Here is a 17,498-nt window from a genome sequence, read left to right as displayed (position 1 = left end):
TTTTGGAACAAACTTACAAATAGATAGAAAATCCTTATAAATTTGAAACTTCATCGGATGCTGATTCGGTGAAGTTTTTTTTTGCCCTGAAGAATGAAGATGACGAAAGCAAATTTTCTTTCCCTATTCTTATTAATGTGCTGTACCATGCTTATGGCACAAACCAAAGTTGGCGGCGTGGTTAAAGACCAAAACGGCGAAGCACTTCCATTTGTAAATGTGATCTTTAATAATTCTTCGGAAGGAACAACTTCTGGTGAAAACGGGAAGTTCTATTTACAAAGTGAAAATAACCACACCGAACTCAAAATTTCTTTTATCGGTTATAAAACCGAAATAATCCCGCTTCAGCAAAAAACCAATCTGTCTCTTGAAATTGAATTACAGGAAGAGGCCTCCAGTCTTGCAGAGGTTAAAATTGTCAGGGGAAAAACTTCAAAAAAGAATAATCCCGCTATAGATATTTTAAAAAAGATATGGGAAAATAAACGCGATAATGGGGTTTCTGCTTTTAAACAATATGAGTATAAAAAATACGAAAAACTGGAATTCGATTTAGACGGGATTGATAGCTCTGTAGTGAAAAACCCGGTTTTTAATGGTATGGAATTCATTTTTGACTATTCTGATACCAATAGAATTTCGGGGAAAACCATTCTTCCAGTTTTTATTAACGAATCGGTTTCTAAGGTTTATGGCGATAATATTGAAAATGAAGAACGCGAAGATCTCTTGGGAAATAAGAATTCTGGTTTTGAGCAAAATCAAAACCTAATTGCTGTGGTAAAAGATGTGTATGATGAATATAATGTCTACAACAACTATATCAAGGTTTTTGATAAAAGTTTTGTAAGTCCGCTTTCTACAACAGGCATCAACAACTACAATTATGTATTGAGCGATAGTACGTATATAGAAGATAAATGGTGTTACAATATAATTTATTATCCGCGTCGTGAGAACGAATTAACTTTTAAAGGAGATTTTTGGGTAAACGATACTACCTGGGCGGCGAAGAAAATAAATCTTGAAGCTTCCCGCGATGCCAATATAAACTGGGTAAAGGAGCTGTATATAGAGCAGGAATTTGAGGTGCTTAACGATTCGGTTTTTCTGATTTCTAAAGATTATTTCCAGGCTAATTTCTCATTAACCAAAAAAGAAAGTTCAAAAGGAGTTTACGCAAAACGCACCCGGGTTTTTGAAGAGTATCAATTCAACATAAAGAAAGCAGAAGATTTTTACGATAAACGAGCTTATAAATTTAACGAAGAGGTCTATAAACGGGATCAGAAATTTTGGAAAGAAAACCGTTTGGAAGAGCTAAATAAGGAAGAGGAAGATATTTATGTGATGCTGGATAGCTTAACCAATGTCCCCGCCTTTAATAGAATTTACGATATCGCAACCATCGCAGAATCTGGTTATGTAGAATTTAACGGTTGGGATTTTGGCCCTGTGTATTCTTTGTTCGACTATAATCAGGTAGAAGGATTTAGAACCCGTGTGGGCGGTAGAACTTATTTTGGGCAGCACGATCCCTGGCGAATTGAAGGTTATTTAGCCTATGGTTTTAAAGATGATAAATTTAAATATGGAATTTCAGGGAAATGGCTTTTAGATTCCAGGTCGCGTTTAATTATTTCTGGCGGAAAAAGAAGGGATATAGAACAACTGGGCGCAAGTTTAACCAATAATACTACAGATGTTTTGGGGCGTAGCTTAGCATCATCTGGTTTGGTAAGCGTGGGCGATAATAATAAATTGAGTAATATAGATTTAAGTACCGTAAATCTTGAAATTGAGCCATGGTATAATTTTAATGTTCGGTTTGGTGCTTCTTACCGCGAGTTAAGTTCGGCCTCCCCGGCGTTTAGTTTAGATTATTATCCTAATGAAGCTCGAACCGAAACTGCTTCAACCATAAAACAAACCGAAATTTCTACCATTTTCACTTATACTCCCGGCAGGCAAACTTCTGGATTTGGAGTTGAACGAAATGTAGTGAACGAAGAAGAATTTCCTACCTTTTTCCTTAATTACACCCTGGGTTTAAAAAACGTATTAAATAGCGATTTTAATTACAAGAAGGTGCAGTTTTTTTACGATCAGCCACTTAAAATTGGCGGATTTGGAAGGGCAAATGCCAGTTTAGAAGCCGGAAAAACCTTTGGGGAAGTTCCATTGGGACTTTTAAACGTGGTGCCGGGAAACCAAACTTATTTCGCTATGTATAATTCATTTCCGGTGCTTAATTTCTATGAATTTGTAACCGATACTTATATTTCAGCGCATTTTGATCATAATTTCAATGGACGATTATTTGCCCGAATTCCGCTTTTACGAGAATTAAATTTACGGGAATTGGTAGGCGCCAGAGCTGTTTGGGGAGAGATTTCAGAAGAAAATAAAGCTTTAAATGCGTCCGGAATTCCGCTGAGAGCACCAAGTAAAGCACCATATTACGAGTATAGTGTAGGAGTAGGAAATATTCTTAAATTTCTAAGTATTGAAGCCCATTTTAGAGGAAATTATTTTGATGTTCCAGAGTCGCGGTCTTTTGCGGTAACAGCTTCCTTTGGTTTTCACTTCTAAATACGCCGAATTAATATTGATTTTCACTATATTTGCCGCCCTTAAATGAGAAAAAAGAAAGAAAAATGTCAGAAAGTTTTGATGTATTAATAGAGATCCCAAAGGGGAGTAGAAACAAATATGAGTACGATTTTGAGCTAAAGAAAGTCCGTTACGACAGGATGATCTTTTCTTCTATGATGTACCCGGCCGATTACGGTTTTATACCAAACACCCTTGCGCAGGATAGTGATCCATTAGACGTCCTGGTGTTGGTAAGTGAACCAACTTTCCCAGGAGTAGTAATGGAAGTTAAGCCAATTGGTGTTTTCCATATGGCCGATGAAAAAGGACCCGATGAGAAAATTATTTGTGTACCGGTTTCAGATCCTATTTGGAATAGATTGAATGATCTAAATGAATTGAACGGTCACATGGTTAAAGAAATTGAACATTTCTTTAAAGTTTATAAAGATCTTGAGAAGAAAAAAGTAGATGTTGGTGGTTGGGGAGATGCAAAAGAAGCTCGAGAAATTATAAAACAATGTGTAGAGCGCTTTGAGAATTTTGATGGTGATAAAGGTCAGTTTGGAATACAACCTTAATTTCAGTCATATAATTTTGATGATTTAAAAGCAATAACCTTAAAAAGTTATTGCTTTTTTAATTATCATTGATTTACTACATTAGCCATATTAACTAAAACTTAACAATTAATATGGAATCAATGATGATTTATATGCCTGCAATACTTGCAGTCGTTGGCCTCGTTTTTATGTGGGCCAAACGTTCCTGGGTATTAAAACAGGATGCCGGAGACGGCAAGATGAAAGATATTTCTTCACACATCTACGAAGGGGCGCTCGCCTTTTTAAATGCAGAATATAAATTACTTAGTTTTTTTGTAGTAGGAGCCAGTATTGCACTAGCTGCTATTGCTTATGTAGTGCCAACCACGCATTACCTGATTATCGTTGCTTTTATTTTTGGTGCGTTTTTCTCTGCCCTTGCCGGAAACATGGGAATGAAAATTGCTACCAAAACTAATGTTAGAACCACCCAGGCGGCCAGAACAAGTCTACCGCAAGCATTAAAAGTTTCTTTTGGTGGCGGTACCGTTATGGGGCTTGGCGTTGCCGGTCTCGCCGTATTGGGACTTACCGGTTTTTTTATTCTTTTCTTTCATTATTTCATGGGGGGCGAATGGACAGATACTACACAAATGACGGTAGTCCTGGAAACTCTTGCTGGTTTCTCTTTGGGTGCCGAATCTATAGCCTTATTTGCCCGTGTGGGTGGCGGAATTTACACTAAAGCGGCCGATGTTGGTGCCGATTTAGTAGGTAAAGTTGAAGCAGGAATTCCTGAAGACGATCCTCGAAATCCAGCCACCATTGCTGATAATGTAGGTGATAACGTTGGGGATGTAGCCGGAATGGGTGCCGATCTCTTTGGAAGTTATGTAGCTACCGTTCTTGCGGCGATGGTTTTAGGAAACTATATTATTGAAGATATGGGCGGAAATATCGTTGATTCCGGATTTGGTGGAATTGGCCCTATTTTACTGCCTATGGCTATTGCCGGTGCCGGAATTATCATTTCTATAATCGGAACTTTATTAGTGAAAATTAGCAGTAACTCGGCTAAAGAAGCTGAGGTTCAAAAAGCATTAAATATTGGGAACTGGACAGCTATAATTCTTGTAGCTGTGGCCAGTTATTTTCTGGTAACCTGGATGCTTCCTGAAGAAACCCTAACAATGGGCTTTTTTGTTGGCGGGGCCGAAGGTTTTGAATATATGGATATCTCATCTATCAGGGTGTTTTACGCTTGTTTAGTAGGAATTGTTGTTGGGGGTGTGATTTCAGCAGTAACCGAATATTATACAGGTCTTGGTAAAAAACCGGTGCTTTCTATCGTACAAAACTCAAGTACGGGTGCCGGAACCAATATTATTGCCGGTTTAGCTACCGGGATGATCTCAACATTTCTTTCCGTATTATTATTTGCAATTGCAATTTGGGCATCTTACGCTTTTGCAGGCTTCTACGGTGTTGCGCTAGCAGCTTCAGCAATGATGGCCACTACGGCAATGCAGTTGGCAATTGATGCTTTTGGCCCTATTGCCGATAATGCCGGTGGAATTGCTGAAATGAGTGAACTTCCGGCTGAGGTTAGAGAACGTACAGATATCCTGGATTCCGTAGGAAACACTACCGCGGCTACAGGGAAAGGTTTTGCGATTGCTTCAGCAGCGCTTACTTCTCTGGCGCTTTTTGCCGCGTATGTAACTTTTACCGGAATTGACGGAATCAATATTTTTAAGGCTCCTGTTTTAGCGATGTTGTTTATTGGCGGAATGGTGCCGGTCGTATTTTCCGCATTAGCAATGAAATCTGTTGGGAAAGCAGCGATGAAAATGGTGGAAGAAGTTAGACGACAGTTTAAAAGTATTCCCGGGATTATGGAAGGAACCGCGAAACCTGAATATGATAAATGTGTGGCGATTTCTACTGAAGCGGCTTTAAAAGAAATGTTGTTGCCGGGAGTTTTAACCATTGGTTTCCCTATCGCGATCGCCCTTATCCCGATGCTTTTTGGATATGAAAATGTATTGATTGCTGAAATGCTTGGAGGTTATATGGCCGGAGTGACGGTAAGCGGAGTGCTTTGGGCAATTTTTCAGAATAACGCAGGTGGTGCCTGGGATAATGCTAAAAAATCTTTTGAAGCAGGAGTAATGATTAATGGAGAAATGACGTACAAAGGTTCTGAGGCACATAAAGCGGCAGTAACCGGAGATACCGTTGGTGATCCTTTTAAAGATACTTCAGGACCTTCGATGAATATTCTAATAAAATTAACCTGTTTAATTGGTTTGGTAATCGCCCCCATTCTTGGAGGCCATACCGAAGGCGATATTCCTAACGAAGGGGCTTCTATAGAAATGGAAGAAAGTATAAATGCTGAAGATCTTTCAGAAGAAATTCAAGTAAATATGACTTCGGAAGGAAATAAAACCATCGCTAAAGTAAGAATCACCACTACCAAAAAAGGGAAAACCACAGTTCAGCAAAAAACCTTTACAGGTACTAAAGCTGAAGTTGAAAAACAAGTACAGGATTTAAAAGATAAAGCCTAGTATTTTAAGGTTTTTAGAAAATAAAAAGGCTGTTTGATTTTTTCTGTTTTCGTCAAGCTGTCCCGATGCTTCGGGATTGTTTCAGCTTCTAACATGAAATAAATTATAATCATGTTAGATCCTGAAATAAATTCAGGATGACGTTTTAATAGGATGTCAAACAGCCTCTTTTCTTTAAAATACAGACTTATTTAGCCTTTTTATTTACGCGTTTTTCAGCGAGTTTATTTAGGTCTTCATCTGCGGTGTATTCCTCATCAAGGGTTTTCTGCAATGTTTTTGCTGCATCCTTATGGCCTAATTCTTTGGCATATCTCACCAAAGTACCGTATCCGGAAATTTCATAGTGTTCCACCCGCTGGGCATCTGCAATAAGACCGGCATCCCTTACATCATCTTCTGCATCTTCTTTTAGAAATGACTCTGCTTCTTCAATAAGGCCTTTCATCGCTTTGCATTCTTCACCGGTAGGTTTAAACCCTAAGTCTTTACTTACTTCTTCCAAACGTTTTTTGTGCTCTTTAGTTTCTTCCAAATGGTCTTCAAAAGCTTTCTTCAGTTTTTCATCGTTCGCAGCTTTTGCCATTTTTGGTAAGGCTTTTACTAACTGGCTTTCGGCACTATAAAGGTCCTTTAATTGGTGTTCGAATAGATCTTCTAACTTTTTCATAATTAAATATTTAATGGTTAAAATTGTTAGATAAAATTATAAGCAAACTGAACTAAAGCAAGTTAAATGAGTGATAAAGCTTTGTTGTTTATTCCTTAAAATTTTTTAAGCGGAAGTTTACCTTTTTAATTTTAACAAAGCTACAACTAAGCTTCCGCAGTAATTCCCTTAATTTTAATTAGAAACTTTTTATTAACCAAAATTGAATGTTATGGCTAAAGATCACGGACCATCAATTAAGAATGATGAACAGTATGAGGAACTTCGCGATAAAGGAATGAGTAAATCTAAAGCCGCGAGAATTGCAAACGATTCTAAGTCTGGTGAAAAAGGCGGAAAAGCCGATAAATATGAAGAACGCTCTAAAGAAGAACTCTATGAGAAAGCCCAGGAGGTTGGTATTGAAGGCCGAAGCGATATGACCAAGGATGAGTTAATTAAAGCTCTTAGAAACCACTAGAATGAGATCTATCTGGAACGGCTCTATTAGCTTCGGACTGGTTTCCATACCGGTAAAATTATATTCTGCTTCAGAAAGTAGAAAACTCGATTTAGATATGCTTGATAAGCACGATAATGCCCGAATAAGGTATAAACGTGTGAATGAAGATACCGGGAAAGAAGTGGAGTGGAAAGATATTGTAAAGGGTTTTAAAAAGGATGAAGATTATATTGTGCTCGAGAAAGAGGATTTTGAAAATGCAAACCTTAAAAAGAGTAAAACCATAGATATTGAAGAATTTGTGGCCGAAGATGATGTGGCCGAGGTGCTTTATAAAAAACCCTACTTTCTCGAACCACAAAAAGAAGGAGGAAAATCTTATAATCTACTCCGAGATGCATTAAAAAAAACCGGGAAACTGGGTGTGGCTACTTTTGTGATGCGCCAAAAAGAGCATTTAAGCCTGGTTGGCGTTTATGATAAAGCCCTGGTACTTCATGTAATAAGGTTTTCAGATGAAATCAGGGAAACCAAAGACCTGAAATTGCCAAAAACTAAAGTCGCCAAAAAAGAGGTAGATATGGCTATTTCTCTTATAGAACAATACACTACAGAGTTTGATCCAGATAAGTTTAAAGATGTTTATAACGATCAATTAATGAAGATCATTGAATCTAAGAGCACCGGTAAAAAGCCGAAGCCGCAAAAATTTAAAGATGAACCTACCCAGGCCAAAGATCTTATGGCTAAACTAAAAGCCAGTTTAGATAAAAAGAAAAAATCTAAAGCATCCTAAGCGATGGGTTTAGAAGATTATAAAAAGAAACGTAACTTTAATAACACACCCGAACCCGGTGCCGATTTTTCTACCGAAAACCGGGGAAGGTTTGTTATTCAGCGGCACGAGGCTACGCGCCTGCACTACGATCTACGCCTGGAAATGGAAGGCGTTTTAAAAAGTTGGGCTGTTCCTAAAGGTCCCTCCATGAATCCTAAAGACAAACGTCTTGCCATAGAAACCGAAGATCACCCCGTAAAATATTTACATTTTGAAGGTACAATTCCTCAAGGAAATTATGGTGCAGGGGAGATGCAAATTTGGGATAAAGGCACGTTTAAAGCTGCGGCAAAAACCAATGATAATCTTGAAGAACAATGGGAAGATGGTAACCTGAAAATCGTCTTTAGTGGCAGCAAAATTAAAGGTGAATTTGCGTTAGTGAAAACTAAGCGAGGTGATAAAAAGAACCAGTGGTTGTTGATTAAAAAGAAAGACGATTTTTCTACCGATCTGGATTACGATGCGGAAGTTTTTACTGAAAAATCTTCTAAAAGCAAGGATTCCGATAAATCTAAAGGAAAAGTCAGGAAAATAAAACCTTCAGAATTTATAAAGCCCATGCTCGCTACCACGGGCAAAAGAATATTTAACGATCCCGATTGGATTTACGAGTTAAAATGGGACGGTTACCGCGCGCTGGCCAATATTGAAGACGGCAAAGTAGATCTTTATTCCCGCAATGGGATTTCCTTTAATTCTAAGTTTTCAAAATTGGTTAAAGATTTAGAACAGATTGAGCACGATGTGATTTTAGATGGTGAAATCGTGGTATTGAATAAAGAGGGAATTCCGCAGTTCCAGGCTTTGCAAAATTATAATGAAAACACGCCGGGAGCCTTGCGTTTTTATGTTTTTGATATGCTTTTTCTCAATGGCCATTCTATGCTGGATTTACCACTTTTAGAACGCAAAAGTTTAATCCCTGAAGTTTTGGAAGATCTGGACATGGTTCAATATTGCGATCATATAGAAGGAATGGGCACCGCATTTTATAATAAAGCCATAGACCTTGGATTGGAAGGGGTGATCGCCAAAAAAGCCGATGCTACCTATTCTCCCGGGTATAGAACTGAAAAATGGCTAAAGTTAAAAGGTGAAAACACCCGGGAAGTGCTTATTTGCGGTTACACCACTTCAGAAGGTGCTGTTTTTGGTTCCTTAATTATGGGCGCTTATGAAGATGAAGATTTAAAATATATTGGAAATTGCGGCACCGGTTTTTCGAACGACGAACAGAAAGCATTGCTAAAAAAGTTTAAAAGTCGTGAGCGTAAAACCTCTCCTTTTTCAGAAAAAATAAATTTAAAAGGAAGAGAACCGGTTTGGATGCGCCCCGATTTGATTGCTGAAGTAAAGTTTTCAGAAATTACAAAAACCGGTAAATTAAGGCATCCGGTTTTTAAGGCTTTGCGAAAAGATAAAGAACCGGAAGAAATTTTAGCCGAAGACATTGTTGAAAATAAAGTTTCCGAAGAAAAGAAATCAACAAAATCATCTTCTATAAGGAAGTCAGGAGAAAGCCTGGAAATAGATGGGATAGATGTTCCGTTTACTAATCTGGACAAAGTATACTGGCCTGATTCCGGGTTCAGGAAATACGATTTAATAGATTATTACATCCAGGTTTCAGAAGTGATGTTACCCTACTTAAAAGATCGTCCCCAAAATTTACATCGGCATCCTAACGGCATTAAAAAACAGGGATTTTACCAGAAAGACAACGAAGGAAATTTACCCGATTGGATAGCAACCACAGAAATTTATTCGGAATCTTCTGAAAAGGATATTGAGTATTTGCTTTGCCAAAATGAACCCACGCTTTTATATATGGCTAATTTGGGTTGTATAGAGATCAATCCGTGGAATTCCCGGGTGAAGAATCTTGATTCACCAGATTATACGGTAATAGATTTAGACCCTTCAGATAAAAATACTTTTGAAGAGGTTATTGAAGTTGCCCAGGCTGCAAAAGAAGTGATGGATTTGGCTAAAATTGAGGGTTATTGCAAGACTTCAGGTTCAAGTGGACTTCATATTTATATTCCGCTGGGCGGAAATTATTCGTATGATGAAGCACGGGATTTTACCAAATTGCTGTGTTATTATATCGCAGATAAAGTTCCAAAATTAACCAGTATGGATCGTGCTAAAAAGAAGCGAAAAGACAAGATCTACCTGGATTATTTACAAAACCGAAGAGGCCAAACTTTAGCTTCTGCCTATTGTGCACGCCCAAAACCCGGTGCGCCTGTTTCCGCTCCTTTAGAATGGAAAGAAGTGAAAAGCGGACTTAAAATTCTCGATTTTACCATTACAGATATGCCGCAGCGAATTCAGAAAAAAGGAGATCTATTTACCAAAGTACTGGAAGAGGGGATTGATATGGAGAAGGCCATGCAAAACCTGGAATCTTCCTAAAGTTTATTTAAAAGCAGGGCCAGGCTTCTTTATAATTTTTAAATTGACTGGATAATCGAGTCTTGATAGCTCCAGGTTTACCTCGAAATTTAAATATATTTTCTATAAATACTCCCTTGAGCTTGCTCGGGGGGTAATTTATGTAAAGTGCAAATTAATGAAGAAAAGATTACGCAAACTTGCTGGCCGGTATAAGCTTATAGACCAGGTTTTAATTACGCCCTATAGAAGCTATGGAACCCATTCACACCTTTATATAAAAGGGCGCGTGTTGGATAATGAACCCTTAAAAATCACCCAGGATGCGAATATTTTTAAAACGATAAAAACCACTTATAAACAATTTGATACGTTTGAAATTCCTGATGCGCAGGTAGATTTAAGTCTTCCGGGAAAAGTACAGGCCACCACACAAACTGATGACGAAGGTTTCTTTTTATTTGATAATATAATAGAACAAAACCTGGCAGAACACGCCGACGAAGAGGGCTGGCTGGATTATGATATTTTTTATAAAGGTCCGTTAGGAAAAAAGACAGAATTGTTGGAAGATCCTTTTAAGGGAGATTTTTTAATTCCCGATCCAAATGCTGAATATGGAGTAATTAGCGATATAGACGATACTATTTTGCACACCGGCGTAACTTCATTTTTAAAACTGCGGTTGCTGAAAAATTCACTGCTTACCAATGCTTATAATAGAATCCCACTAAAGGGTGCAGCTGAATTTTACCAAAAACTGCACACCGGTAGAGATGGTACGCCTAATAATCCTATTTTTTATTTAAGTAACAGTCCGTGGAATTTATACGAATATCTCAAACTATTTTTAGAGCACAATGCTTTCCCGAAAGGGCCAATTTTGCTTCGAAAATTCAGAACGCCTTTTGATGGGAGTATAAAACCTGAAAAACCGCACAAACAAAAAGAGATCGCAAATATTTTAAAGACTTATCCTGAAATGAATTTTATTCTTATTGGTGATAGTGGCGAGCACGATGCATCTATTTACACCGAAATCGCTGCCCAGTATCCAGATAGAATTCTGGCAATTTATTTAAGAAGCGTAAAGCATAAAAAACAAATGAGCCGCGTGCGCAGTATCATAGATAATTTTGAAACCACGCCTGTACTAATGGTTGAGACCTCTCAAGAAGCCGTAGAACATGCCAGGGGACACGGTTTTATTTAGAAAACTAAAAATTTAATCGTCTATACTTTGCCCAACTGCTGTTTTTCTACTTGCAGGCGCTTTTCTTGGCATTGTTCTAAATATATGATCCCATAACGGAGAGGAAACCCCAAAGGCCCTGTCTGATTCGCGATAATGGTGAATACTGTGATGGTGCCATAAAGTTTTCAGGAAATTATTGGGCACTTTAAAAGCGTGTACCGAATAATGCACAGCCAGGTAACCCGCGTATCCTATTAAAAATCCGGCTAAAAATCCGAATACATAATCGCCTAAAACTGCCCGGTAAATTATAAAAAGTACTGTAGCGATTATAAGGCTTAAAACCGGAGGCATTGCCAATCGTGATTTATCTTTAGGATAATCGTGGTGCACCCCGTGCATAGTATAAGAAATTTTCTTTTTACGTTCACTAGTTGCGGGAATATGATACAAATACCGGTGCATTATATATTCTACAAAAGTGAAAAAGAAAAGTCCGGCTACGAAGAGGCCTACCATTATTGGTGTTTCAAACCCTTTTTCGATAATTCCGTAGTAAATTAATGCCACTGCAATTACTCCAAAAATAATCAACGGAAAAGAAATATGCGTGTGCGTAAGTTTTTCTAAAATTGGGTTGTCAAATAACTTTGGAGAACCCTTATGTTTTGGTCTTTTAAGTTTTGTTGATTCCATTTTTATTAGATTTAAAATAAACCATGAATTTCAGCGTCAATACGGTTGATAATATCTCCCAAATCTTCGGGGTTATCTACAAAATTAATATTGTCTACGTCTATTATTAACAAATTTCCTTTGATATAATTGTGTACCCAGGCTTCATATCTTTCATTTAACCTGCTTAAATAATCTATTGAAATCGAGTTTTCGTAGTCCCGACCTCGTTTATGTATCTGCGACACCAAATTAGGAATACTACTTCTTAAATAAATAAGAAGATCGGGTCCCTGCACCACGCTTTCCATAAGGTCAAAAAGCGAACTGTAATTTTTAAAATCCCTATTGGTCATTAAACCCATTGCATGTAGGTTTGGTGCAAAAATATGGGCATCCTCATAAATAGTTCTGTCCTGTATTATCTTTTTTCCGCTTTCACGAATTTGTAAGATTTGCCTAAACCTGCTATTTAAAAAATAGATCTGCAGGTTAAAAGACCAGCGTTCCATTTTATTATAAAAATCTTCGAGATAGGGATTCTCCAATACATCTTCATACTGCGCTTCCCAGTTGTAATGTTTTGCCAATAATTTAGTAAGCGTGGTTTTACCTGCTCCTATATTCCCTGCAATCGCTACGTGCATAAATTCATTAAATTAGATAGTTATTTGGGGCGCTAAAAAAGCGCGGGTGTAAAGATACAAGAATTAAGGCGGCCTGTATTTTACACCCTGTCAAAATACTCATAAATCTTGAAAAGCTAAAGGATTTGAATCTATATCTCCCTAAATTTGATTAAATTAAAACAAGAATTACGGCTTATGACATCAATGTTAAAATTTATTTTCTTTTTATTTTTCTTCGGAATTTTTATCGGTTCGGCGCAGGAAAAGCAAAACGACCATCTTATGATTACTGAAAGTAAGTATGGTTTTGAAAGTACCGTATCAAGATTAGAATCGGTGGTGAAGCAAAATGAAGCCCTTTCACTTTTTGCTAAAATAGATCATTCTGCAAATGCCGAAGATGCGAATTTAGAACTTAACAAAGCCAGTGTTCTAATTTTTGGAAACCCTAAGCAGGGAAGTTTACTTATACAGAAAGATCAGCTTGCCGGTTTGGATCTTCCGCTTAAAATGTTGGTGTATAATAATGCTGATATAACCGAAGTAACATACTGCAGTATAAATTACCTGAAATCAAGGTTTGAATTTAAAGAAGTCAGGAATCTATCTAAGGTGAAAAAAGGGCTTAAAGATATGGCTTCAAAAGCTTCAGGCGGAAAGGTTAAGAAATCGGGAAAATTTAAAGTAGATACCCATGAAGGCATTATTTCAGAAATAAGCGAATTTGATTTTAAAACTACTTACGACCGACTGATCACTGCTATTGAAGAAAATCCTAATCTAAAAATTTTTTCAGAAATAGATCATTTTAAAAATGCAGAGGAGGTGGGTGTGGGATTGCGTTCTACCAGGTTAATCATTTTTGGCAATCCTAAAGTTGGTACACCAATTATGCAGGAGAACTCCAGAATTGCCCTGGAGTTTCCGGTTAAATTTCTGGTTTGGCGGGACGAGGCCGGGATAGTAAAGATTTCTTATAACGATCCTGCTTTTTTAGCCAAAAGGTTTAAACTAACCCAAAATATTTCGCAGTTGGAAACTATGAAAAATGCTTTAGAGAATTTGAGTAAAAATGCAGCGAAATATTAAGTGAGATTATCTTTAACCAGTTTTCTGTATTGATTTGGAGTTATTTTCTCGAAACGTTTAAATTGACGGTTAAAATAGCTGGTATTGTTAAATCCGCTCTTATAAGCGATATCGGCAAACTTGCTATTTGTTCTTTGGATTAGTTTCTTCGCAAATTTAATTCGTTCCCCGTTTAGATAATCTATAGGACTTTCACCAAGCGTATTTTTAAAACTTCGGTAAAAATTTGAAGTACTCATGCAGGCTTTATCTGCCAGTTTATCTACCTGAATGTTTTCGGTAAGATGTTCCCGCATATATTTTACGATAAACGCCATTCTATTATTATCAAAAAGCGTTTCATTATCCAGCAGCATTACTTTTGCTTTAGTTTGAAGTAACCTGATAATAAGTTCCTTTACCATTAAATCTAACAATGCATCTTTAGCTTTACCATCTTCCAGGAAAGTGCTAAAAATGCGGTCTAGCACAAATTGAACCTGATGATTATTAGCTAAATGAACAGCGCTGGCATCAAAGCTATGATGATCATTTTCGAAATCTATTCGAGTATTTTCATTAAAGATTTCTACGGTTTCTTTTATTTTATCGGGATCAATTCCCAGGGCGAGGCAACGTGTAGGATTTTTTGAATTGGCAAGGGGAAAATCTATTAGCATTTTTTTATCTGAAGGTAACACCACCGATTCTCCCGGGAAAAAATCAAAAGATTTCATTCCTTCCAGGTGCATTATTTTTTTGCCCGTAAGCATACTCGCAATAATTGGAAAACTAAACTGAAGGTTTACACTTTCTGCTACCTGCCGGGTTTCAAAAACATTTAATTCAGCATAATCAGCACTGTAGATCGTCCTGTTTTCAATAGAAGTATTCAGCTTTAAATTGCGATTATAGTTTGATATATTGGTATTCAAAACCCGTTTAATTTAATAAGTTAATAGTAATGTAATACTTATTTGTAGAAAAGTTCAATTATTTACTCTTAAAATTAGGGATATTAGGAATGTAATTTAAAAAATATTTCTATGAGCTATTCAGCACCAAAATTTAAAGAAAAATATGGCAATTTTATTAACGGGAAATTTCAGGATCCCATAGATGGGAAATACTTTGAGAACCATTCGCCGGTAGATAATAAATTACTAGCCAAATATCCAAGATCTAACGATAAGGATGTAAAAAGCGCGATAGAAGCTGCTAACAATGCTAAAGATGAATGGGGCAAAACTTCGGCCTCAGAACGGGCTGCGATTTTGCATAAAATAGCCGATGTGATACAGGAAAACCTGGAAACTTTCGCGCAAATGGAAACCGCCGATAACGGGAAGTCTATACGCGAAACAATGAATGCTGATGTTCCCCTGGCGGTAGATCATTTTAGATATTTTGCTTCAGCTATTAGAGCAGAAGAAGGATCGGCTACAGAACTTAACGAAAATACCCTTTCCTTAATTATCAACGAGCCACTTGGCGTGGTTGCTCAAATTATTCCCTGGAATTTTCCACTATTAATGCTTGCCTGGAAAGTGGCACCCGCATTAGCTTCTGGAAACTGCGTAGTTTTAAAACCTGCAGAACAAACGCCTGCTTCTGCAACATTTTTAGCTGAAAAAATTGCAGATCTTTTACCTCCGGGAGTTTTTAATGTTATTCACGGTTTTGGTCCTGAAGCAGGGAAACCTTTGGCTTCCAGCCCAAATGTAGATAAAGTGGCCTTTACAGGAGAAACCACTACCGGGCAGTTAATTATGCAATATGCTTCAAAAAACCTGCACCCGGTAACCATGGAGCTTGGAGGGAAATCGCCTAATGTCTTTTTCAATAGTATTATGGATCACGACGATGCTTTCCTTGATAAATGTATTGAAGGCGCTGTGCTTTTCGCGTTTAACCAGGGTGAAGTTTGTACCGCACCATCCAGGATTTTAATCCAGGAAGATATTTATGATGAATTCATTAAAAGGGTGATAGAGCGCACCAAAGCTATAAAAATGGGTAATCCGTTTGAGGAGTCTACGATGATGGGCGCACAGGCTTCCAGTGATCAGCATCAGAAAATCCTGGAATATATTAAGATAGGTAAGGATGAAGGCGCTGAGGTTTTAGCCGGTGGTGATGCAGCAAAACTTGAGGGAAATTTAGCCAACGGATTTTATATTCAGCCGACTATTTTAAAAGGCCATAATAAAATGAGGGTTTTTCAGGAAGAAATTTTTGGACCTGTGGTAGCGGTTTGCACCTTTAAAGATGAAGCCGAAGCCATTGAAATTGCAAATGATACGATGTATGGTTTGGGTGCCGGAGTTTGGACGCGAGATGCGCATCAATTATATCAAATTCCGCGCGCTATAAAAGCCGGGCGGGTTTGGGTAAATTGTTATCACGATTATCCCGCACACGCGCCATTTGGAGGTTACAAAAAATCTGGTTTCGGAAGGGAAAATCACTTAATGATGCTGAATCATTATAGACAAAGCAAGAATATGCTAATTTCTTATGATAAGAATAAATTAGGATTCTTTTAGAAATGGACTATAAAAGAGTAGAAATAACTCCTGAAGCAGAAAAACTACTGCAAGAACTTAAGCAACAGCACGGTGAGGTGATTTTTCACCAAAGCGGTGGCTGTTGCGACGGGTCTTCACCTATGTTACTGCCAAAAGAGGATTTTTATATTGATGATAATGATTTTCTACTGGGGGAAGTTGGCGGTGTAAATTTTTATATGAGCCACGACCAATTTGAATATTGGAAACATACCCATTTAACTGTAGATATTGTAAAAGGTAGAGGCGGAAGTTTTTCGCTTGATATTCCTACCGGTTATCGTTTTCTAATAAAATCAAGAATGCTGAATGATGAAGAAAACAAGAATTTAAACCCTTAAATTGTTGCTTAAGCAATGCCTGAAAACTGTTTATACCCTAAATATTCAGTTTTTCAGGTTTTTTTACTCGATAATCGAGATTTAATGCTCCGAGGCTTGACTCTAAAATTTGATGTCTTAATTTTTCTGAAAAATTTAATTAAACCGCTTATAAATTTCAGAAGAAGTATAGCATTCATTGCATTTAGAAAACATCCACAGGCAGTCTATAAAATCGGTAAGCATATGAAAGAGCAAACCGATGAATATTAACTTCAGAAGCTTATTTTTAATAAAAAGAACCCCTAAAACATAGCCGATAATTGCAAAATGAGAATGTAAAGGATGATAGCCAATTCCACAGCGCATGGGGTCAAATAGAGGATTGGCAAAAACATGGTCCAGATCTACGGCCATAGTGGCGAGTAAGATAAGCCAGTTCCTTTTCCAGTTCTTTTTGTCGTAAAACCAGGCAATAGCGGCAATAGCTATAAAATGAAGAAAATAATGGGTGAATGTTTGCAATTGAAGTTTTTAAAAAATTGAAGCTTCTAAAAAAATATCAAACCCTGGACCTCAGTAAAATTATTAATTATTTTCAGGCTCTTCTTCCTCTTCAGCTGAAGACTCTATTTTGCCCTTTAAAAGATCCTTCATCTTATTTTTTAGTACGATGAATCGCCATATACCGATAGTAAGAAACAATACAGAAATGACCAGGGCCAGATAGCCAATATAATGCATCTCTTCGTATTCCTTTAGCTGAATTAATGCCAAACCACCCAAAAGAAAATACATAGCCGCTTGGGTATAGGATAACAACGTACGTTCATTGGCAAGCTTAGTTCTTTCCAGCGCCAGATGTTCACGAATGATGCTTTCATCTATCTTTCTGTGAGTGAAAAGCTTTCCAAATTTAACCCTTCTCATAAAATTTCATATTTCAGCATAGAAACTGGATAGTTAATTTGCTTTAAA

At 37.4% G+C, this 17,498-nt stretch carries 16 protein-coding genes; 10 read left to right on the top strand and 6 right to left on the bottom strand.

What is annotated here, in order from left to right; genetic code table 11:
- The first annotated feature begins 99 nt into the window (after positions 1–99).
- From B4F31_RS06125 to B4F31_RS06115, 3 genes are all read left to right on the top strand, one after another.
- Positions 100–2,595 carry a DUF5686 and carboxypeptidase-like regulatory domain-containing protein gene (locus B4F31_RS06125; RefSeq protein WP_286760894.1) on the top strand — a complete coding sequence of 832 codons (2,496 nt, stop codon included), beginning with the start codon at positions 100–102 and terminating at the stop codon, positions 2,593–2,595.
- A 65-nt stretch (positions 2,596–2,660) separates the two neighbouring features.
- Positions 2,661–3,179: an inorganic diphosphatase gene (locus tag B4F31_RS06120; RefSeq protein ID WP_075327845.1), complete on the top strand. Its 519-nt coding sequence runs from the start codon at positions 2,661–2,663 to the stop codon at positions 3,177–3,179.
- Positions 3,180–3,292: 113 nt separating this feature from the next.
- Positions 3,293–5,716 (top strand): sodium-translocating pyrophosphatase, encoded by a 2,424-nt coding sequence (locus tag B4F31_RS06115; RefSeq protein WP_075324828.1) that lies wholly within the window; start codon positions 3,293–3,295, stop codon positions 5,714–5,716.
- Between the two features lie 187 nt (positions 5,717–5,903).
- On the opposite strand, the gene B4F31_RS06110 is transcribed toward B4F31_RS06115, so the two are convergent.
- Positions 5,904–6,386: a ferritin-like domain-containing protein gene (locus tag B4F31_RS06110; RefSeq protein ID WP_075324827.1), complete on the bottom strand. Its 483-nt coding sequence runs from the start codon at positions 6,384–6,386 to the stop codon at positions 5,904–5,906.
- 211 nt (positions 6,387–6,597) lie between these two features.
- Here B4F31_RS06110 and B4F31_RS06105 point away from each other — a divergent pair, with 211 nt between their 5' ends.
- From B4F31_RS06105 to B4F31_RS06090, 4 genes are all read left to right on the top strand, one after another.
- On the top strand, positions 6,598–6,846 hold the full coding sequence (locus B4F31_RS06105) for a DUF7218 family protein (protein ID WP_075324826.1): 249 nt from the start codon (positions 6,598–6,600) through the stop codon (positions 6,844–6,846).
- 1 nt (position 6,847) lies between these two features.
- On the top strand, positions 6,848–7,624 hold the full coding sequence (locus tag B4F31_RS06100) for a Ku protein (RefSeq protein ID WP_075324825.1): 777 nt from the start codon (positions 6,848–6,850) through the stop codon (positions 7,622–7,624).
- Between the two features lie 3 nt (positions 7,625–7,627).
- Entirely contained in the window at positions 7,628–10,087 is a 2,460-nt protein-coding gene (gene ligD / locus B4F31_RS06095) for a DNA ligase D (protein ID WP_286760893.1), read from the top strand.
- A gap of 157 nt (positions 10,088–10,244) precedes the next feature.
- Entirely contained in the window at positions 10,245–11,279 is a 1,035-nt protein-coding gene (locus B4F31_RS06090; RefSeq protein WP_286760892.1) for an App1 family protein, read from the top strand.
- A 12-nt stretch (positions 11,280–11,291) separates the two neighbouring features.
- Here the strand turns inward: B4F31_RS06090 and B4F31_RS06085 are convergent, their stop codons facing one another.
- On the bottom strand, positions 11,292–11,957 hold the full coding sequence (locus tag B4F31_RS06085) for a sterol desaturase family protein (protein ID WP_075324822.1): 666 nt from the start codon (positions 11,955–11,957) through the stop codon (positions 11,292–11,294).
- Between the two features lie 11 nt (positions 11,958–11,968).
- Complete coding sequence (locus B4F31_RS06080) at positions 11,969–12,583, bottom strand: deoxynucleoside kinase (protein ID WP_075324821.1); 615 nt, start codon at positions 12,581–12,583, stop codon at positions 11,969–11,971.
- Between the two features lie 177 nt (positions 12,584–12,760).
- Between B4F31_RS06080 and B4F31_RS06075 the strand changes: the two genes are divergently transcribed.
- Complete coding sequence (locus tag B4F31_RS06075; protein WP_286760891.1) at positions 12,761–13,654, top strand: DUF302 domain-containing protein; 894 nt, start codon at positions 12,761–12,763, stop codon at positions 13,652–13,654.
- On the opposite strand, the gene B4F31_RS06070 is transcribed toward B4F31_RS06075, so the two are convergent.
- On the bottom strand, positions 13,651–14,568 hold the full coding sequence (locus B4F31_RS06070) for an AraC family transcriptional regulator (protein WP_075324820.1): 918 nt from the start codon (positions 14,566–14,568) through the stop codon (positions 13,651–13,653). The genes B4F31_RS06075 and B4F31_RS06070 overlap by 4 nt on opposite strands.
- 111 nt (positions 14,569–14,679) lie before the next feature.
- Here B4F31_RS06070 and B4F31_RS06065 point away from each other — a divergent pair, with 111 nt between their 5' ends.
- Together B4F31_RS06065 and B4F31_RS06060 are read left to right on the top strand one after the other, a co-directional pair.
- A complete protein-coding gene (locus B4F31_RS06065; RefSeq protein ID WP_075324819.1) occupies positions 14,680–16,179 on the top strand; it encodes an aldehyde dehydrogenase family protein in 1,500 nt (499 codons plus the stop codon).
- A gap of 2 nt (positions 16,180–16,181) precedes the next feature.
- On the top strand, positions 16,182–16,541 hold the full coding sequence (locus tag B4F31_RS06060) for a DUF779 domain-containing protein (RefSeq protein ID WP_093302822.1): 360 nt from the start codon (positions 16,182–16,184) through the stop codon (positions 16,539–16,541).
- A 135-nt stretch (positions 16,542–16,676) separates the two neighbouring features.
- Here the strand turns inward: B4F31_RS06060 and B4F31_RS06055 are convergent, their stop codons facing one another.
- Both B4F31_RS06055 and B4F31_RS06050 read right to left on the bottom strand, forming a co-directional pair.
- Positions 16,677–17,045 (bottom strand): DUF6122 family protein, encoded by a 369-nt coding sequence (locus B4F31_RS06055; protein WP_286760890.1) that lies wholly within the window; start codon positions 17,043–17,045, stop codon positions 16,677–16,679.
- 63 nt (positions 17,046–17,108) lie between these two features.
- Positions 17,109–17,450, bottom strand: a complete 342-nt coding sequence (locus B4F31_RS06050) for a DUF202 domain-containing protein (RefSeq protein ID WP_075324816.1) — start codon at positions 17,448–17,450, stop codon at positions 17,109–17,111.
- Positions 17,451–17,498: the final 48 nt, after the last annotated feature.

The sequence above is a fragment of the Salegentibacter sp. UBA1130 genome, assembly GCF_002311535.1.
Taxonomy (GTDB): Bacteria; Bacteroidota; Bacteroidia; order Flavobacteriales; family Flavobacteriaceae; genus Salegentibacter; species Salegentibacter agarivorans.
This window is presented reverse-complemented; position numbering and strand designations above follow the sequence as displayed.